The organism is Streptomyces sp. NBC_00273 (genome assembly GCF_036178145.1).
In the GTDB taxonomy this organism is placed as follows: Bacteria; Actinomycetota; Actinomycetes; order Streptomycetales; family Streptomycetaceae; genus Streptomyces.
This window is the reverse complement of sequence record NZ_CP108067.1, coordinates 7,346,704-7,364,913: the sequence shown is the minus strand read 5'-3', so window position 1 is coordinate 7,364,913 and position 18,210 is coordinate 7,346,704. Positions and strand designations below refer to the sequence as shown.

At 73.5% G+C, this 18,210-nt stretch carries 15 protein-coding genes; 9 read left to right on the top strand and 6 right to left on the bottom strand.

Going from position 1 to position 18,210, the window contains the following annotated elements:
• Window positions 1–35: 35 nt before the first annotated feature.
• Window positions 36–1,133: a DUF5925 domain-containing protein gene (locus OG386_RS32880; RefSeq protein ID WP_327386235.1), complete on the top strand. Its 1,098-nt coding sequence runs from the start codon at window positions 36–38 to the stop codon at window positions 1,131–1,133.
• A 113-nt stretch (window positions 1,134–1,246) separates the two neighbouring features.
• On the opposite strand, the gene OG386_RS32875 is transcribed toward OG386_RS32880, so the two are convergent.
• Complete coding sequence (locus tag OG386_RS32875) at window positions 1,247–1,636, bottom strand: GntR family transcriptional regulator (protein ID WP_328791095.1); 390 nt, start codon at window positions 1,634–1,636, stop codon at window positions 1,247–1,249.
• A 71-nt stretch (window positions 1,637–1,707) separates the two neighbouring features.
• Between OG386_RS32875 and OG386_RS32870 the strand changes: the two genes are divergently transcribed.
• The 4 genes from OG386_RS32870 (at window position 1,708) to OG386_RS32855 (ending at window position 5,294) form a co-directional block, all read left to right on the top strand.
• Entirely contained in the window at window positions 1,708–2,649 is a 942-nt protein-coding gene (locus OG386_RS32870) for a GNAT family N-acetyltransferase (protein WP_328791094.1), read from the top strand.
• A complete protein-coding gene (locus OG386_RS32865) occupies window positions 2,646–3,128 on the top strand; it encodes a DUF402 domain-containing protein (protein WP_328791093.1) in 483 nt (160 codons plus the stop codon). The genes OG386_RS32870 and OG386_RS32865 overlap by 4 nt, the downstream gene beginning before the upstream one ends.
• A gap of 183 nt (window positions 3,129–3,311) precedes the next feature.
• On the top strand, window positions 3,312–3,983 hold the full coding sequence (locus OG386_RS32860) for a histone deacetylase (protein ID WP_384830701.1): 672 nt from the start codon (window positions 3,312–3,314) through the stop codon (window positions 3,981–3,983).
• 222 nt (window positions 3,984–4,205) lie between these two features.
• Window positions 4,206–5,294: a lytic polysaccharide monooxygenase auxiliary activity family 9 protein gene (locus tag OG386_RS32855; protein WP_328791092.1), complete on the top strand. Its 1,089-nt coding sequence runs from the start codon at window positions 4,206–4,208 to the stop codon at window positions 5,292–5,294.
• A 29-nt stretch (window positions 5,295–5,323) separates the two neighbouring features.
• Here the strand turns inward: OG386_RS32855 and OG386_RS32850 are convergent, their stop codons facing one another.
• The 3 genes from OG386_RS32850 to OG386_RS32840 form a co-directional block, all read right to left on the bottom strand.
• Window positions 5,324–6,184 carry an esterase/lipase family protein gene (locus OG386_RS32850; RefSeq protein ID WP_328791091.1) on the bottom strand — a complete coding sequence of 287 codons (861 nt, stop codon included), beginning with the start codon at window positions 6,182–6,184 and terminating at the stop codon, window positions 5,324–5,326.
• 180 nt (window positions 6,185–6,364) lie between these two features.
• The gene (locus tag OG386_RS32845) at window positions 6,365–7,420 is read right to left on the bottom strand and encodes a DinB/UmuC family translesion DNA polymerase (RefSeq protein WP_443053240.1); all 1,056 of its coding nucleotides are present in this window, start codon (window positions 7,418–7,420) and stop codon (window positions 6,365–6,367) included.
• A complete protein-coding gene (locus OG386_RS32840) occupies window positions 7,417–10,917 on the bottom strand; it encodes a DNA polymerase III subunit alpha (protein WP_328791090.1) in 3,501 nt (1,166 codons plus the stop codon). Before OG386_RS32840 ends, OG386_RS32845 begins: the two co-directional genes overlap by 4 nt.
• A gap of 424 nt (window positions 10,918–11,341) precedes the next feature.
• On the opposite strand from OG386_RS32840, the gene OG386_RS32835 reads away from it, so the two are divergent.
• Window positions 11,342–12,526, top strand: coding sequence for an AAA family ATPase (locus OG386_RS32835; protein WP_328791089.1), 1,185 nt, complete (start codon window positions 11,342–11,344; stop codon window positions 12,524–12,526).
• A 45-nt stretch (window positions 12,527–12,571) separates the two neighbouring features.
• Window positions 12,572–13,069, top strand: coding sequence for a DUF1877 family protein (locus tag OG386_RS32830; protein WP_328791088.1), 498 nt, complete (start codon window positions 12,572–12,574; stop codon window positions 13,067–13,069).
• Window positions 13,070–13,093: 24 nt separating this feature from the next.
• Here OG386_RS32830 and OG386_RS32825 read toward each other — a convergent pair whose 3' ends face one another.
• A complete protein-coding gene (locus tag OG386_RS32825) occupies window positions 13,094–14,749 on the bottom strand; it encodes an amidohydrolase (RefSeq protein WP_328791087.1) in 1,656 nt (551 codons plus the stop codon).
• A 32-nt stretch (window positions 14,750–14,781) separates the two neighbouring features.
• Entirely contained in the window at window positions 14,782–16,173 is a 1,392-nt protein-coding gene (locus OG386_RS32820) for a purine-cytosine permease family protein (RefSeq protein WP_328791086.1), read from the bottom strand.
• A 137-nt stretch (window positions 16,174–16,310) separates the two neighbouring features.
• Between OG386_RS32820 and OG386_RS32815 the strand changes: the two genes are divergently transcribed.
• Together OG386_RS32815 and OG386_RS32810 are read left to right on the top strand one after the other, a co-directional pair.
• On the top strand, window positions 16,311–16,913 hold the full coding sequence (locus tag OG386_RS32815) for a TetR/AcrR family transcriptional regulator (protein WP_328791085.1): 603 nt from the start codon (window positions 16,311–16,313) through the stop codon (window positions 16,911–16,913).
• Window positions 16,914–17,229: 316 nt separating this feature from the next.
• Complete coding sequence (locus OG386_RS32810) at window positions 17,230–18,132, top strand: alpha/beta fold hydrolase (protein ID WP_328791084.1); 903 nt, start codon at window positions 17,230–17,232, stop codon at window positions 18,130–18,132.
• The last annotated feature ends 78 nt before the right edge of the window (window positions 18,133–18,210 follow it).

Sequence of the window (18,210 nt, the reverse complement as noted above, 5' to 3'; positions counted from 1 at the left end):
TGCACGGGACCACCGCGTGCCGGATCATGGGCGCCATGTCAGCCAACCCGCAGGACGCGCTGCCGATCCGGCTCAACGTCGACGACAGCGACTCACCGTCGGACGTCGTCGACGCGCTCTTCCTCGGCCGGTTCGCGTCCGGCGAGCAGCCGTACTCGCACAGCGTGTCGATCGAGCGGGTCAAGGCGGAGGCCACCCTCCTGCCGCCGGAGGCCACGGTGTTGCGCTCGGCGCGCGACAGCGACCGCAGCGCCACCCTCGCCGAGGGCGAGGGCTGGACCGTGCTCGTCTCGCGCTGGAGCCGGGGCGCGGACGTCACCGTGACGGCGGTCAGCGACGAACTCGCCGCCGGCGTGCTCGGCAAGGCCACGGAAGGCGTGCAGGACGAGCCCGAACCGCAGCCCGAGAACGTCACGATGGGCTTCTGGTACGTCTCCCCGCGCCGCGGCCCGTACCGGACGACCCGCCAGATCGCGGCCGGGACCTGGGCGGAGGTGCGGCCCAACTACACCGCGCAGGTGGCCGGGGCGATGGACCGGCTGATGAAGGTGACCCCGGACGACATCGCGGGCCGGCTGCTGTTGCTGCACGGGCCGCCCGGCACGGGCAAGACCTCCGCGCTGCGCACGCTGGCCCGGTCCTGGCGCGACTGGTGCCAGGTGGACTGCGTCCTGGACCCGGAGCGGCTGTTCAACGACGTGGGCTACCTGATGGACATCGCGATCGGCGAGGACGAGGGCACGGCGAAGGGCCGCTGGCGGCTGCTGTTGCTGGAGGACTGCGACGAGCTGATCCGGGGCGAGGCCCGTCACACGGCCGGGCAGGCACTGTCCCGGCTGCTGAACCTGACGGACGGACTGCTGGGGCAGGGCCGCAACGTCCTGGTGGGGGTCACCACCAACGAGGACCTGGAGCGGCTCCACCCTGCGGTGGTCCGCCCGGGGCGCTGCCTGGCCCGCATCGAGGTCGGCCGGCTGACCCATCGGGAGGCGGTGGACTGGCTGGGCACGGACGAGGGCGTCTCCCGCGAGGGCGCCAGCCTGGCGGAACTGTTCGCCCTGCGCCGCGGCACGGGACCGGCGGCGATCCTGCCGCCGCAGCCGCACAGCTCGGAGGCGGGGCTGTACCTGTAGCTGCGCTGCAGATGCGGTCCGTGTCGCCTGCCGCGGGGCTGAATTCAGCCCCGCCGGCGTTTGAGGCGCGGGCGCGGAGCGCCGTAGGGGGTCCGGGGGCGGCGCCCCGGGGGCTACTTGACTGCGTACCGGGCCCGGAGGGCTTCGGCGGCGGCCGCCACCGCCTCGGCCTCCGTCAGCCCGAGCCGGTGCACCCGTTCCGCGAACGCCTGCGCGGCCGACGCGGCCTCGCGCGCCGCGCCCTCCCCCGCCGCCGCGATGAAGGTCCCGTTCCGGCCCCGCGTCTCGATCACCGCGTCCGCCTCCAGCGCCCGGTACGCCTTCGCAACCGTGTTGGCGGCCAGTCCCAGCTCCTCCGCGAGGCCCCGTACCGTCGGCAGCTTGAAGCCCGCCGGGAGCTTCCCCGACCGGGCCCGGTCGGCGATCTGCGCGCGCAGCTGTTCGTACGGGGCGGCCGACCCGGCCGAGCCGTCGATGGTGATCTTCAGGTTTGTCGAGGTCACGCGGGTGATTGTCCCCCATCGGCGGTTAATTGGGAGGCGCCCGCCGCGAAGGCGCACGTAGCGTCTGCCCCATGACCGTATCGATCCGTGATCTCCGCCCCGGCGATTCCTCGGACGCGGGGTCCGTCGCGCGGGTACGCCGCGCCGCCCTGCCGTTCATGATCATCACTGCCGAGAGCGTGGCCTTCGAGCTCTCCTCCGCCCACCCGGCGAAGCACCACCGGATCCTCGTCGCCGAGACCGCGGACGGCCGCGTCATCGGCGCGGCCCAGGTCGGCATCGCGTACGAGAGCCCCGAGCCCGGCCAGTCGTACGTCAACGCCTACGTCGATCCCGCCCACCGCGGCCTCGGCGCCGGCGCCCTCCTGCTCCGCACCGCCGAGGAGCACCTCGTCGCGCGGGGTGCGGTGGACGCGTACGCCTGGGTGCTCGACGAGCCCGCCCCCCGCGCCTTCGCCGAGCGGCGCGGGTACCTCCCCAGCCGGTCGGCGCACTTCCTGCGCCTGGACCTGGCGGCGGCCGCGCTGCCCGACCTCCCGCGGGACCTTCCGGCCGGGGTCGAGCTGCGCCCCGGCTCCGCCTTCGCCGCCGACCCGCGGCCGCTGTTCGAGGCCGACGCGGAGACGACCTCCGACGAACCGGGCGACGTGCCGGCCGAGCTCGACGACTACGAGGACTGGCTCGCGCACACTTGGAACAGCCCGACCCTCGACAAGGAGCTGACCACCGTCGCCCTGGTCGACGGCGTGGTGGCCTCCTTCGCCGCGGCGCAGACCGACGGCGCCACCCGCTACGCCTCGGCGATGACCGGCACCTTGCGCGCCTTCCGCGGCCGGGGGCTGGCCAAGCTCGCCAAGACGGCCTCCCTGCACCGGGCCCGCGCGGCCGGGTACACCGAGGCCTTCACCGGCAACGACGCGGGCAACGATCCGATGCTCGCCATCAACGAATGGTTCGGCTACGAGATCTGCGCGACCGAGATGCGCTACACGAAGAAGCTGGAGACCCTGTGACCGCACAGCTGACCGTCGTCCTGACCAAGGCCGGACGGACCAAGATCCGCTACCCGGCAGCGCAGGTCGCCGACGACGGCGACCGGATCTCCGTGCGCGCCCCCTGGGCGGCGGACGGCGTACGGGACTTCGGCTTCGTGCGCTTCGAGCCGGGCGACGTGTTCGTCGAACACTTCTGGCGGACCCGCTGGTACGCGGTCAAGGAAGTGTGGACCGCGGGTGGTGCCCTCAAGGGCTGGTACTGCGACGTCACGCGCCCGGCTCTGGTGCAGAGCGGGGAGATCCTCGTGGAGGACCTGGACCTCGACCTGTGGGTCTCGGCGGACGGGAGTTCCGTGCTGCGGCTGGACGAGGACGAGTTCGCCGAGAGCGGGCTCGCCGAGAGCGACCCGGAGGCCGCGGCCCAGGCCGTACGGGCCCTCGACGCGCTGGACGACCAGGCCCGGTCCGCGGCCGGCCTTTCCGCGCTCCTCCCGTAGTCCGGTGGTGCCGGCGCCGGGAGGCGGGGCGCGCGGCGGCCCTCCCGTGGGGAGCCGGGAGGGCGCCGGGCCCGGGATGGTCCGGGGCCACACCATACGCACGGGCCCCAGCGACCCGATAGGCATATGACAGGGGAGATTCCGGATCCCCGATCCCCTGACCCCGGCCGCGAGGAGCTGAGCGTGTCCGTCCACACCGCCACCCCGCTCGCCGGGTCGATCCCCACGCCCGAGAGGGTCTGGTACGCCTCCTACGGGTCCAACATGCACATGGACCGCCTCGCCACGTACATCGCCGGCGGGACCCCGCCGGGCGCCGCACGCACGTACCCGGGCTGCCGGGACCACAGGGCGCCCGAACGCTCGATCGCGGTCGAGCTGGAAGGCCGCCTGTACTTCGCCACGGAGTCTCCGGTGTGGACGGGGGGCCGGGCGTTCTACGACCCCACGGCCCCCGGGCGCACGCGCGGACGCGCGCACCTGGTGACGGTGGGCCAGATGTCCGACATCGCCGCCCAGGAGATGTACGAGGAGCCGGGGGCGGACCTGGACCTGACGGCGGCCCTACGGGACGGCCGTGACGAGCTGGGCCCGGGGCGGTACGAGACCCTGATCTGCCCGGGCACGATCGAGGGCGTCCCCATGCTGACCTTCACCGCGCCGTGGAGCCTCCAGGACGTCGAGGTGCTCAACCCGTCGGGCGCCTACCTGCGCTACCTGGCCGCCGGCCTCCTGGAGTCCGGCCCCTGGGAGGAACAGGACATCGCCGGCTACCTCGCGGCCTGCCCCGGCGCCGCCGGCAACTGGACGCCCGCACAGGTGAGGAACCTCCTCACGGCCGCCACCGACGGGTGACCATCCCGCTGAGCCCGCTTCCTGAGGCGGTGCTTGTCCCTGGCTTAAGGGGGTCCTAAGGATTCGCTCCGGTGGGCTCGAGGGGGCAAAAGGCGTGGTCGGGGCGGCTAGCTTGGCCGGGCCAGGACAGGAAGGGCCCGTTGTCGCGCCGCCGGGGGGCGGCGCACCGCGGAGCCCGATTCCGCCGGCACGCCCCTGCCTTGTGCCCGAAGGAGTTCACCCATGCCCGCACGCCGCCGCCGCACCGCCGTCACGCTGACCCGTATCGCCTCCGCCGGCCTGGCCCCGCTCGCGCTGGCCGCGTACGCGGCGGCTCCCGCGGTCGCCCACGGCTCGATGACGGACCCGGTCAGCCGGGTGGCCGCGTGCTACGCCGAGGGACCGGAGTCCCCGAAGTCGGCGCCGTGCAAGGCGGCGGTCGCGGCCGCCGGGACGCAGCCGTTCTACGACTGGAACGCGGTGAACATCGCCAACGCTGCCGGCAACCAACGGTCGTTGATCCCGAACGGCCAGCTCTGCTCGGCCGGCAACGACAAGTACCGGGGGCTGGACCTGGCCCGTGCCGACTGGCCGGCCAGCCCGATGGCCGCCGGCGCGCACACCTTCCGCTACAAGGGCACGGCCCCGCACAAGGGCTCCTTCGAGCTGTACGTGACGAAGGACGGCTACGACCCGACCAAGCCCCTGGCCTGGTCCGACCTGGAGCCCGCCCCGTTCGCGAAGGTCACCGACCCGGGCATGCAGAACGGCGACTACGTCTTCTCCGGGACCGTCCCGAACAAGTCGGGCCGCCACCTGATCTACAGCATCTGGCAGCGCTCCGACAGCCCGGAGGCCTTCTACACCTGCTCCGACGTGGTCTTCGGCAAGGACAACGGGGGCGCGGGCGGCGGGAACGGCAACGGTGGCGGCTCCGGTACCGCTCCGACCACCGGTACGGGTGCCAAGCCGAGCGGCAAGCCGGGCGGCAAGCCCGGCGACAAGCCGTCCGACAAGCCGGCGGACGAGCCCTCGGCCCCGACCGACCAGCAGATCTCCGACGGTGCCGGCAAGTCCACGGTGGAGCACGACGGCCACGGCGACAACGACCCGAAGACGAACGGCACGAAGGATTCCGCCGTCGTCCCGATCGCGGCCGGCTCCCCCTCGCCGGCCTCGGCCAAGGACAACCTCGCGGAGACGGGCGGCAACAGCGCCACCCCGACGATCGCGATCGCCGGGGCCGCCGCCCTGGCCGTCGGCGCGGCCGCGCTGTTCGCAGCCGCCCGCCGCCGCACCGCGCGTACGACGACGGGCCGCCAGGGCCGCTAGGCCGTCCGTGCCGGACCGCCTGCGCCCCGTCAGTCGAAGACGGAGGCGCAGGTGGTCCGTTCGGCGTTGGCCGGGTCGAGGGCGTTGACCGCCTCGTGCCAGGCGATCCGGTCGGTGAGGCCGATGGCGACGTGCTCCGAGAGGTCCAGGAAGCACAGGTCCTGGAGCACGACGTTGCGTACGTTCGCCCCGTCCAGGAAGCCGCTCCGGTACGGCGTCACCACCTCGTCGTACTTGGTCGCGATCACCGTGTACTTCACGCCGGGCACGGTGTCCCCGCCCTCGTTCAGCTTCTGCAGGAAGGCGGATCCGGCGATCTGGTCGGCGAGGCCCGGGGTCGCGGTGCTGATCAGGTCCTCGGCCCCGGGGAAGTACGGCAGGAGCTTGGTGAATCCGAGCAGGGTGGTGCCGTGGTTGTCGGGAGCGAGCCCGACCAGCGCGTTGACCTTCTCCGCGCCACCGAGGAACTTCAGGTAGTAGCGCGGCATCATGCCGCCCTGCGAGTGCCCGATGATGTCGGTCTTGGCGGAGCCGGTGACGGCGAGGACCCGGTCGACGAAGACGTCGAGCTGGCCGGCGGACTTGTCGATGGGACCGAGCCCGTTGAAGAGGGGCACGCCGGGCAGCTGGCCGTAGTCGAGCGAGTAGACGCAGTACCCGCGGTGCACGAGGTACGGGGCGAGGCCGAGCCAGTTGTCCCAGGAGTTGCCGAAGGTGCCGTGCACGAGGACGACGGGGCGCGGGTGCGCGGCGGACGGCTTGCACGACCAATTGTTCCAGCCGCTGCTGGGGGCGGCCGCGGCCTGCGCTGCGCCGGTGGGGGCGACGAGTGCGGCGGCGGTGAGGGTGAGGACGGCGAGTGGGCGGAGCAGGCGTCTCCAGGGCAGCATCGGGTGATCTCCTCGCGGGTCGACTCAGGGGGATGAGCGTGGGGGTTCGTCCCGTGATCCGGATCACAAGGGGGAGCTGCTGCCGCTAAATTACGGGTGAGTAGCAATACAGGGAAGTTACGCGTCAGTAAAAACTCGCGCGTCGCCCGGGCGACTACCGGTAGGGCGCCGGACGGACCGTCAGGCCGCCAGCGTGCCGCGGGCGATCGCGTGCGGCCCGAAGCGCGCGCGGACCCGGTCCGTGACGGCCTCGAGGCGGCGGGCCTTCTCGTCCTCGGGGTCGAGGCTGAGCTGTCGCGCGGCCCGTTCGGCCGAGGTCAGGTCCTCGGCGCGCAGGGACAGCGCGCGGACCCGGGCCCGCTGTAGGCCGAGGCTCTCGTAGAGGGCGTAGGCCGTGGCGGTCAGGGCCGCCGAGTGCGCGGTGGGCTCGGCCAGGGTGCGCGTCCGGGTGAGCGTGGTGCGGTCGGCACAGCGGACGGTGAGCGAGAGGGCGCGGCAGACCTGCCCCCGGCCCCGTTCCTGTGTACGAAGCTTCGCGCCGAGCTCCTCCGTCAGCGAGAGCAGCGCCCGCCGGTGCCGTACGGGATCCAGCTCGTCCAGATCGAAGAGCCGCTCGGCGGCGACGGCGCGGGCGGCAGCGCCGGGCCGGACGGGGGTCCGGTCGATCCCGAGGGCGCGCTCGTGCACCTCGCGGCCGAGCCGGGCGCCGAGGATCCGCCGCAGTGCGGCGGGCGGGGCGGCGGCGACCCGGCCGACGGAATCGAGGCCGTAGGAGCACAGGGTGCGGGCGGCCTTCGGCCCGACCCCGTCGAGGGCGGTGACGGGCTTGCCCGCCAGGAAGTCCCGTACGGCGGCGGGCTCCCCGGGGATCACCAGGGTCTGCCCGGGCCGGGCCTCGCGGGCCGCCGCCCGGGCCAGCATGGGGTTGCCGGCCACGCCGACGGCGGCGTCCACCCCGTACAGGGCGAGGGCCCGGACCCGGATCACGGCGGCCAGCCGGGTGGCGTCGCAGTCGAAGTACCGCAGCGCGCCCCGGACTTCGGCGAGGACGGTGTCGGGCGCCAGGGCCTGCACGGCCGGGGTGATGCCCCCGAGCAACGCGAGCACCCCGGCGTACTCCCGCGCCCCGAGCGGGCTCCCGTCGGCGGGGTACGGGCGCAGGCACATCACGACCCGCTCGGCAGCGGGCGCGGCGGTCCCGGCCGTCCCGGCGACCCCGACCGTCCCGGCGGTCATCCCGCGCTCCCCGGGCTGGAGTGCCACAGCTTGCGGCCGGTCGCGGGGCCGGTGCCCGGCGGCTGGAGGTCGGCCCAGGGGTTCATCTCGTACCCCGTGGACATGCGGATCTTGCGGCCGGAACCCTGCGGGCCCTGCGCCGCCGGCTCCCCGTCGGCACCTGGAGCGGGCGGTTCGGCCGCCGGTTCGGCGAGGCGGGCCGCGACCGCGTCCAGGCCGCCCGCCGCCCGGAGCTCCACCAGCTCCGCCAGGTTCCACGCCGCCGCCCCGACCACGCTCAGGCTCTGCGGGCCCCGCCGCTGCACGACACCCCGTACCAGCAGCAGGAAGGAGTGGAAGACGGTGTGCGCGCAGCGTTCGTGGCTGTCGTCGAAGAAGGCCAGGTCGACCAGGCCCGTCCCGTCGTCCAGCGTCGTGAAGATGACCCGCCTCCCGGAGCGGATCGGCGGGGTCTGGGTGGCCGCCTTGGCCCCTGCGACCAGCACGGTCTGTCCGTGCTCGGTGTCCCGCAGCCGACGCGCCGGGATCACTCCCAGTTCCGCCAGGAAGGCGTGGTGGTCCCCCATCAGGTGCCGCGAGGCGTCCATGCCGAGGACGCCCAGCTCGGCGCTGAGCCGTTCCGCCTCGGTCAGGTCGGGCAGTCCGACGGAAGCCGTGGACCTGCCGCCCCCCAGGGGGAGTTGAGGACCGCGCACGCCTGCGGCCCGCTGTGCGCCGTGCAGTTCGGACACGTGCAGCAGCAGGTCCCGCCGGTTGGCGCCGAAGGCGTCCAACGCCCCGACCTGCGCGAGCCGTTCGGCGACCGGGCGGCCCGGGTGCGCCCGGTCCCAGAAGTCGCGCAGGGAGGCGTACGGCTGTCCCGCCTCGATCCGGTCCGCCTCGGCCGCACTGATGCCGTGGACGTCGGACAGCCCGAGCCGCAGCCCCCACACTCCTCCGTTATCGGACACCAGTTCGATGCGATGGGCGGCCGCCGACCGGTTCACGTCCAGCGGCAGCACCGGCACGCCCCGCCGCCGCGCGTCCGCCAGCAGCAGCCGTTTCGGGTACATCCCCGGGTCGTGGGTCAACAGCCCGGCGTAGAAGGCCGCCGGGTGGTGCGCCTTCAGCCAGGCCGACTGGTAGGTGGGCACCGCGAAGGCCACCGCGTGCGCCTTGCAGAAGCCGTACGACCCGAAGGCCTCCACGATCTCCCAGGTACGGGCGATCACCTCCACCGGATAGCCGCGCTCGGCCGCCTTGGCCGCGAACCAGACCTTGATCCGCGGCTGCGACTGCGGGTCGGACAGTCCGCGCCGCACCCGGTCCGCCTCGTCCCGCCCGCACCCGGTCATGACGTGCACGATCTCGATGATCTGCTCGTGGAAGACCACCACCCCGTACGTCTCGCGCAGTGCGTCGGCCAGGTCCGGGTGCGGGAAGCGGACCGGGGCCCGCCCGTGCCGGGCCTCGATGAAGGGCCGCACCATGTCGGCGGCCACCGGCCCCGGTCGGAACAGCGAGATGTCGACGACCAGGTCGTGGAAGGTGGCCGGCTGCAGCCGCCCCACCAGGTCCCGCTGGCCCGGCGATTCGATCTGGAAGCAGCCCAGGGTCTCGGCCGAGCGGATCAGCTCGTACGTGGCCCGGTCGCCCGGCGGCACCTGCGCCGGGTCGTCCAGGTCGAGCTCCCGCCCCGTGCCGCGACGGATCTCGGCGACCGCGTGCGCCATCGCGGACTGCATCCGCACGCCCAGCACGTCCAGCTTGAGGAGCCCGAGCTCCTCCACGTCGTCCTTGTCGAACTGCGACATGGGGAAGCCCTCGCCGCTGGTGGGCACCACCGGCGTACGGGCGAGCAGCGAGTCGTCGGAGAGCAGCACCCCGCACGGGTGCATGGCGATCCCGCGCGGCAGCGCGTCCAGCGATTCGACGAGCTCCCACAGCCGCCCGTACGACTCCCCCCGTACGTCGCGCAGTTCGGGGAGCTCCTCCAGCGCGGCACGGGCGTCACGGGCCCTGATGTGCGGGAAGGCCTTGGCGAGCCGGTCGGTGACGGCCGGGTCCATGGACAGGGCGGCGCCGACGTCACGGATCGCGTGCCGGACCCGGTAGGTCTCGGGCATGGAGACGGTGGCGACGCGCTCGGTGCCGAACCGGTCCATGATCCGCCGGTAGACCTCCAGCCGGCGGGCGGACTCCACGTCGATGTCGATGTCGGGCAGGACGCGCCGCCGCTTGGAGAGGAAGCGCTCCATCAGCAGGCCGTGGGCGACGGGGTCGGCGTGCGCGATCCCGAGCAGGTGGTTGACGAGGGAACCCGCGCCGGACCCCCGGGCGGCCACCCGGATCCCCATCTCCCTCACGTCGTCCACCACTTGAGCGACCGTCAGGAAGTACGAGGCGAAGCCGTGGTAGGCGATGATGTCGAGCTCCTGGTGCATCCGCTCCCAGTAGGCGCGGTCGCCCGCGTAGCCGCGCACCACCATGCCCGCCGAGGCCCGGGAGGTGAGGACCCGCTGGGCGCTGCGGTGGGCCGCGCCGACGAGCCGGGCCTCGGGAAAGTGCACGGAACCCATGCCGAGGTCGTCCTCGGGGTCCACGGAGCAGGCCTCGGCAGTACGCCGGGTCTCCGCGAGCAGGCGCCTGGCGTCGGCGGGGCGCAGGCCGGCCGCCTGCGCGATCCGGTCGGCGGCCTCGGCCATGGCGGCGGGGCCCTTGAGCCAGCGCTCGCCGCTGTCGAGCGGGTACGCGGGGTTGCGGGGGTCGATGGGGACCAGCCGGCGGGCCGCGTCGAGGATGTCGGCGACCGGGCCCTGGCCGGGGTCGGCGTAGCGGACGGCATTGGTCAGCACGGCCGGAACGCCCTGCTCGGCGGCGAAGCCGACGGTACGGGCGGCCAGCCGCAGCGAGCCGGGCCCGGTGCCGGTGCGGCCGTGGTGGACGGCCTCCAGGCGCAGGGAGTCGCCGTAGATCTCCCGCCAGGGTGCGAGCAGCCGGGCGGCCCGGTCGGGGCGGCCCGCGGCGAGGGCCCGCCCCACCTCGGAGCCGGGCCCGAGCAGGACGAAGACGCCCTCCCCGCGCAGGGCCTCCCAGGGCACCAGCGGGACCTCGGCGGCCCCCGCGTGGGCGGCGGTGACCATCCGGCACAGCTCGGCCCAGCCGGCGGCCCCGTCCCGGGCCAGGAAGACGGCGCGCGCGGCGGACTCGTCCACGAAGGCCCCGCCCTTGACGGGGGTGCGCCGCCGGTACGAGGCCTCGCCGGGCCCGGTCGGGCCCCCCGACCCGGCCGGGCCCGTCGCGGGCGGGACCGCCATGTCCACTCCGAACAACGGCCGGACGCCCGCCCGCGCACACGCCTTCGCGAACCGGACCGCGCCCGCGAGGGTGTCGCGGTCGGTCAGGGCGAGGGCGTCCATGCCCCGCTCGGCGGCGCGCTCTGCCAGCCGCTGCGGGTGTGCGCCTCCGTAGCGCATGGAGAACCCCGAAACGGTGTGCAGATGCGTAAAACCAGGCACCCGCGGCCTCCTGCTTCGCTCGAATGAACACCTCCCCCGCTCTCCACCATAGAGCAATTCGAATGCTCGTGCGATTTACCCTGCGGGCTGCTCGGCGGTGTACGGCGCGCCCGGATCCCCACCGGGCTCCGCCCGGACCCTGCGCCTCAAACGCCGGCGGGGCTGGATGGTGGGGCCGCTCGGCGGCGTCCGGCGCGGCCGGACCCGTACCGGGCTCCGCCCGGACCCGCGCCTCAAACGCCGGCGGGGCTGAAAATGCGGACCCGCGCGTAGGCGCGGGCCGAGGAGATCCTCGTGCGGGGCACCGCCCCACCCTTTGCCGACCGCCGAGCCCCCCGCAGGGGACCCGGCCCCGCCGGCGGTTGGGGCGACCCCGGCACGGGGGAAACACGCCGACCGCCGAGCCGCCGGTTACGGTCGTCACATGATCACCACGCTCGCCGTCGAGAACTACCGCTCGCTGCGCAAACTGGTCGTCCCACTGGGACGGCTCACCGTCGTGACGGGTGCGAACGGAACCGGCAAGTCCAGCCTCTACCGCTCGCTGCGCCTGCTCGCCGACTCCGCCCGGGGCGGGGCGATCGCGGCCCTGGCCCGGGAGGGCGGGCTGCCCTCCACCCTGTGGGCCGGGCCGGAGAAGCTCGCCCGCGCCGTGCGCGAAGGGCAGCAGCCGCTCCAGGGCACGGTCCGCAGCGAGCCGGTCAGCCTGCGCCTGGGCTTCTCGGGCGACGAGTTCGGCTACGCGGTGGACTTCGGGCATCCCGTACCGGTGGCGGGCTCCCTCTTCGCCCTGGACCCGGAGATCAAGCGCGAGTGCACCTGGGCCGGGCCGGTGCTGCGCCCGGCGGCCCTGCTGTCCGACCGCGCGGGGCCGGCCGTACGGACCCGCACCGCGGACGGCGGCTGGCATCGTACGCAGAACGCCCTGCGCCCGTACGACTCCATGCTCAGCGAGCTCGCCGACCCCCAACTGGCCCCGGACCTCCTCGCCCTGCGCGAGCTGATCCGTTCCTGGAGGTTCTACGACCACGTCCGCACCGACGCCGGGGCGCCCGCCCGGACCTCGCGGATCGGCACCCGTACGCCGGTGCTCGCCGCCGACGGCTCCGACCTGCCCGCCGCGCTCCAGACGATCCGCGAGATCGGCGACCACGCGGCACTGGACGAGGCGGTCTCCGCGGCCTTCCCCGGCAGCCGGGTCTCCGTCACCGACCGCGACGGCCGCTTCGAGCTGGAGCTCCACCAGCACGGCCTGCTGCGCCCGCTGGGCGCGGCCGAGCTCTCCGACGGCACCCTGCGCTACCTGCTCTGGACGGCGGCCCTGCTGACCCCGCGGCCGCCCGCCCTGATGGTCCTCAACGAGCCGGAGACCAGCCTCCACCCGGACCTGCTGGCCCCGCTCGCGGACCTGATCCTCACGGTGAGCCGGGACACCCAGACGGTGGTGGTCACCCACGCGGACCCCCTCGCCGAGGCCCTGGCGGCCGGGAGCCGCCGGCACCGGGTGGACCTGCAGACGATCACCCTGGTCAAGGAGTTCGGCCGGACGGAGGTCGCGGGCCGCGAGGGCCCCCTGGACGAGCCCCTCTGGTACTGGCCCAAGCGCTGAGCCCCCTCCCCGCCCGGCCCGCAGGACGCCCCCTAGCATGCGGCCATGAGCGACATCGGGGAGTACCTGCGTCTGACGGCGCAGGAGTTGGAGCGGGCGGGGCAGGACCCGACGTGGGCCTGGAACCACATCGAGGACGTCCGGGAGGGCGAGGAGTTCACCGAGCCTCCGCCGACCGAGGCCCGCTACCACCACACCTACGTGGAGCGGTCCCTGTACGACCTGCTGCTGCGCCGCGCCGGTTTCCCCGTGGACGTCAGCCACGGCGAGGAGCGGCTCTCCTACGAGGACCCCTCGGAGCGCGGGTACGGGTACCTGACGGCCGAGCGGGTCCGGGTGGCCGCCGACGCCCTGGCCGACCTCCCGTACGACCGGCTCGCGGCCAGCGCCGACCTCGACGAGATGACGCGGGCCGGCCTGTGCGCCCCCGGCCATGACGCTGCCGCGACCCTCGCCGGGGCCCGCCACCTGTACGAGGGGCTGGTGGAGTTCTTCACCGCGGCGGCCCGCGCGCAGGACGCCGTGCTCGTCTGGCAGGAGTGATCCGGCGGGCCCGGGCGGAGCCCGCTAGGCGGTGTGGACCACCTCGCCCGCCACCACGACCGTCTCGGCGACCGTGCCCGGGATCTCGTCCGCCGGGACGGTGAGGATGTCCCGGGACAGGACCACGAAGTCCGCGACCTTGCCCACCGTGAGGGAACCGCGTTCCTGCTCCAGGAAGTTGGCGTGGGCCGAGCCCATCGTGTAGCCGTACACGGCCGTCGCCGCGTCCACCGTCTCGGCCGGCTGCCAGGCCGGTCCGTCGCCGGACAGCGGGCGGCGCGTCACCGCCGTGTAGATGCCGACCATCGGGTCCATCTCCGCCACGTTCCAGTCGCTGGAGAAGGCCAGCACCGCCCCCGCCTCGTGCAGGCTCCGCATCGGCCAGGCCTTGTGCCAGCGGTCCTCGCCCACGTTCTGCGCCCAGTCCTGGCCGGGGCCCGCGATCTCCGGCGCGCAGTGCCTCGGCTGCATGCACGCGATCACGCCGAGCTCCGCGAAGCGCGGCACGTCCGCCGGGTCCAGGCACTCCACGTGGACCACCTGGTGGCGGGCGTCGCGCGGGCCGTTCAGGGTCCGCGCGTGCTCCACCGCGTCCAGGACGGTCCGGATGCCCCGGTCGCCGGTCGCGTGCACGAAGCACTGGAAGCCGCGGGCGTCCAGCTTCGCCAGCAGCTGCGCGAACTCCTCCGCCGGGTAGAAGGTCTCGCCCCGGTGCGCGCCGCATCCGGTGTACGGCTCCAGCAGGGCGGCCGTACGCGGTTCCACCACGTCGTCGATGTACAGCTTCAGGGGGCCGACCCGCAGCCGGTCGCCGGCGAACCGCCGTGCCGCGTCGGCGAATTCGTCCAGCTCGGCGTCGCCGGTACCGCGCGGGTGGAACAGCGCCGCGACGATCCTTGAGCGCAACCGCCCTTCGGAGCGGGCCCGTTCGAAGAGTTCGAGGTCGTCGAGGGAGTTCTGCGGTTCGACCACCGTGGTGATGCCGAAGCCGATGGCGTCGTCGAGGCTCTTGGCGAGCCGCCCGTACTGCCGGTCCGTCGAGGCCCACGGCACGCCCAGCTCGCGCAGGGCCCGGTGGCCGTCGCGGGAGAGTCCCTTGATGGCGAAGTCCTTCACGAATCCGGTGGGTTCGCCGGTCTCCGGGTCCACCGCCGCCGTGCCGAAGGGGAGGTCGGTGCGGTCCCGGGAGACCCCGAGCCGCCGCATGGCCGCCGTGTTCAGCCAGGCCGTGTGCACGTCGTACGAGAGCACGATCGCCGGGGTGTCGCCGGTGACCGGGTCCAGGTCGGCGGCGCACGGCATCCGCCCGCCGGGGATGGCGGAGTAGTCGAAGGCCTCGGCCTCGATCCAGCCGGCGTCCGGGTTGGCCTGCCGCCAGGCCAGGATCCGCTCGTGGATGCCTTCGAGGGTGCGTACCCCGGCGAGCTGGACGCAGTCCGCGTCGGAACCGAGTCGGACGTGGTTGTGGGCGTCGATGAAGCCGGGCAGGACGAGCTTGCCGCCGGCGTCGATCCGCCGGGTGTCCGGGCCGGCCCAGGCGGCGGCTCCCGCGTCCGGGCCGACCCAGACGACGCGTCCGTCGTGGACGGCGAGGGCCTCGGCCTCGGGCAGGTCGGGGTCGACGGTGTGGATCCGGGCTCCGGTGAGCAGCAGGTCGGCGGGGAAGGGGTGGCGTGCCATGTGGGGGTGCTCCATTGCGTGTGCGGTGTCGTTCAGGCGGCCGGGGCGTACGCCGCGACCCGGCGGCGGGTGAGGGCCCCGTAGGTGAGTCCGGAGACGACCGAGCCGAGCAGGGTGAGGTCGGCGCCGCCGAGCGGGGCGACCAGCGGCCCGGTCCACAGCTCGGAGTCGCAGGTCAGGGCGGAGAAGGTCATTCCGGTGAGCAGGGCGGTGATGCCGGCGGGGTGGTAGCCGGAGCGGTACCAGTAGGCGCCCGCGCTGCCGGCGTGCAGCGCGTCGGCGTCGTAGTGGCAGCGGCGCAGCAGCATGTCGGCGAGGAAGACTCCGCCCCAGGGGGCGAACACGATGATCAGCAGGGAGAGGAAGGAGAGGAGGGATGTGGTGAAGTCGGTGAGGAAGAGCGCGGCGAGCGAGCCGGCGGCGGTGACGGCCGCGCTGATGACGATGGCCCGGGCACGGCTCCACGGGATGCCGAGGACCTGGAGGTTCAGGCTGGAGGAGTAGAGCGTGATGATCGAGTTGGTGACCGAGCCGCCGAGTACGAGGGCCAGGAACAGCGGCTGGAACCAGCCGGGCAGCAGGCTCTCGGCTCCGGCGACCGCGTCGGTCATGTCGGTCTGGGTGGCGGCGGCGACGCCCGCGACGCCGAGGGCCACCGAGGAGAGGAAGCCGCCGAGGGCGCCCGTCCAGGTGATGGACTTCAGCGAGGTGGTCCGGGGCAGGTAGCGGGTGTAGTCGGCGGGCATGGGCAGGTACGAGAAGGGTCCGGCGAGCATGACCACGAAGGCGAGGCTCCAGCCGGAGGGGCCGGGGGCGGCGGCCGGGGCGGCGGTGTCGGTGCCGGGCAGGACGAAGAGGAGCAGGACGCCGAAGCCGGCGGCGAGGACGTAGGCCATCCAGCGTTCGGCGAACTGCACGGTGGCGTGGCCCCACATGGCGACGGCGAAGGTCAGCGCGAGGGTGACCAGGAGGGCGACGGCGCGGCCGACCGTGCCGCCCTGCCAGCCGATCTCGGTGAAGAAGACTTCCAGCGCGAGGGTGCCCACCACGGTGTTGACGATGGTGTAGCCGATGCTCACCACCCAGTTGAGGACGCCGGCCGGGAAGTTGCCGCGCACCCCGAAGGTGGCGCGGGAGATGACCAGGGTGGCGGTGCCGGTGCGGATGCCGCTGAGTCCGGCGGCGCTGATGGCGAAGAAGGAGAGTCCGCCGATCACGACCACGGCGGTGGCCTGCCAGAAGGAGAGCCCGAAGGCGACCGCGAGGGCGCCGTTGATCACGTAGGTGAAGGTGAGGTTGGAGCCGAACCAGAGCCAGAAGAGGTCCTTGGCGCTGCCGTGGCGTTCGGCGTCCGGAATCGGGTCGATCCCGTGCGTTTCGACCCGGAACACCTCGTCGACGTCGGCTGTCTCCTGCTGTCCCATGAGGACCCCTGACCTTGAGCGATCTTGAATGACGTTCTAACTTCTTGAATGGCATTCAAGATGAAGGGTGGACCTCGACCCCGTCAAGACCCTGTCCGGGATAAGGTCGGACCAGGAAGATCCGGAGGGCGGGAGCGGTGGCGGGAGCAGCGCGGCGGCGCGACGGGCAGATCGCCCAGGAGCGGATGCTGGACGAGGCCATGGCGGCCATCGCCGAGGACGGACTGGCCGCGCTCACCATGTCCGCGCTGGCCGAACGCCTCGGCACCAGCGGGGGCCACATCCTGTACTACTTCGGCAGCAAGGACCGGCTCCTGCTGGAGGCCCTGCGCTGGAGCGAGGAGCAGCTCACCGGGGAACGCCGGGCACTGCTGGGCCGCAGGGTGACGGCAGCGCGCAAGCTGGACCAGTTCCTGGAGCTCTACCTCCCCGAGGGCCCCCGCGACCCGCGCTGGACGCTGTGGATCGAGCTGTGGGCCCGTACCGCCTCCAATCAGCCGCTGAAGGCCGCCCAGGAGGAGATCGACGACAGCTGGCAGCGGGACCTTGAGGCCCTGCTGACCAAGGGCGTGGACCAGGGCCGCTTCGCGCCCATGGACGTGCCCGAGCGGGCCTCGGAGCTGCTCGCCCTGCTGGACGGCCTGAGCACCCGGGTCGTCCTGGGGCAGCGCGGCGCGGACCGCGCCCGCGCCCTGGAGCAGGCCCGCTCGGCGGCGGCCCTGCTCGTACCCCGCACCTGAGACGGGGCCCGGTCGGCGCTCCTCGCGCCGGAGGGTCAAGAACTCCCCCCTTTTCCGTCAATTGGGCGACCAAAAGCGGAAGGCGCCGCATCAGAAAAGGCCTTTCGCGGCGACCGGGCACCCATTCACGCCTGTTCACGCCCGTTCACTCCCGCAGTACGCCCCCTTGACCAGGGCATATGCAAGGGGAACAAAGACCCTCTCGGGGTCGTGAAGGCATTCACAAGAATTCCGCTGTAAGTGCGCCCTACCGCACTCCTCCCCCAGCGCGCACAATCGCGGTGACGACTCACACCGACCGTGAAGGAGGGAGCGCGTGCGCAATCAGGTGCGCACAGCGGACGGGCGCGCTCTGACCGTGGAGCGCTGGGGCGATCCCGACGGCAAACCAGTCTTCCTGCTGCACGGCATGCCCGGCAGCCGCCTCGGCCCGGCCCCCCGGGGCATGCTCCTCTACCAGCGCCGGATGCAGCTCATCGCCTACGACAGACCCGGCTACGGCGGCTCCGACCGCCACGTGGGCCGCACCGTCGCCGACGTGGCCCAGGACGTGGCCGCCATCGCCGACGCCCTCGGCCTGGACACCTTCGCGGTCGCCGGCCGCTCCGGCGGCGCCGCCGGCGCACTGGCCTGCGCCGCCCTCCTCCCGGACCGGGTCACCCGGACCGCGGGGATGGTCGGCCTCGCCCCCCGGGACGCGGAGGACCTGGACTGGTTCGCCGGGATGGCCGCGTCGAACGTGCGGGAGTACACCACCGCCACCACCGACCCCGAGGAGCTGGCGGCCCGGTTGATCCCGCGCGCCGACGGCATCCGCAAGGACCCCGGCCGGCTGCTGGACGAACTGCGCCGGGAGCTGACCGACAACGACCGCTTGATCGTCTCGGACGCCGGCCTGCGGTCGATGCTCCTGCGGAACTACCGCGAGGGGCTGCGCCATTCGGCGTACGGATGGATCGACGACGTCCTCGCCTTCAGCCGCCCCTGGGGCTTCGACCCGGCGGACATCCGCTGTCCGGTGCTGATCTGGCACGGCGAGCTCGACGTGTTTTCCCCCGTGGGCCACTCCCGCTGGCTGGCCCGCCGGATCCCCGGGGCCACGACCAACATCGTTCCCGCCGCCGCGCACTTCGCCTCCCTGCGCGCGCTGCCCGACGTACTGAACTGGCTGCTGCGCGACCTCCCGACACCTGATCTCAGCGAACAGCAGCCCGCGTAGGGATCGTTGACCGCCCACTCGAGCCGACCGCGCCCACTTGAACCTCGACAAGTGCCGCATTCGCAAGGGGGTGTGGCC

What these genes read in the sequence shown, in the direction of transcription:
- OG386_RS32880 (WP_327386235.1), top strand. Translation starts at nt 36, where the DNA reads ATGTCAGCCAACCCGCAGGACGCGCTGCCGATCCGGCTCAACGTCGAC.
- OG386_RS32870 (WP_328791094.1), top strand. Translation starts at nt 1,708, where the DNA reads ATGACCGTATCGATCCGTGATCTCCGCCCCGGCGATTCCTCGGACGCG.
- OG386_RS32855 (WP_328791092.1), top strand. Translation starts at nt 4,206, where the DNA reads ATGCCCGCACGCCGCCGCCGCACCGCCGTCACGCTGACCCGTATCGCC.
- OG386_RS32850 (WP_328791091.1), bottom strand. Translation starts at nt 6,184, where the DNA reads ATGCTGCCCTGGAGACGCCTGCTCCGCCCACTCGCCGTCCTCACCCTC.
- OG386_RS32845 (WP_443053240.1), bottom strand. Translation starts at nt 7,420, where the DNA reads ATGACCGCCGGGACGGTCGGGGTCGCCGGGACGGCCGGGACCGCCGCG.
- OG386_RS32835 (WP_328791089.1), top strand. Translation starts at nt 11,342, where the DNA reads ATGATCACCACGCTCGCCGTCGAGAACTACCGCTCGCTGCGCAAACTG.
- OG386_RS32830 (WP_328791088.1), top strand. Translation starts at nt 12,572, where the DNA reads ATGAGCGACATCGGGGAGTACCTGCGTCTGACGGCGCAGGAGTTGGAG.
- OG386_RS32825 (WP_328791087.1), bottom strand. Translation starts at nt 14,749, where the DNA reads ATGGCACGCCACCCCTTCCCCGCCGACCTGCTGCTCACCGGAGCCCGG.
- OG386_RS32820 (WP_328791086.1), bottom strand. Translation starts at nt 16,173, where the DNA reads ATGGGACAGCAGGAGACAGCCGACGTCGACGAGGTGTTCCGGGTCGAA.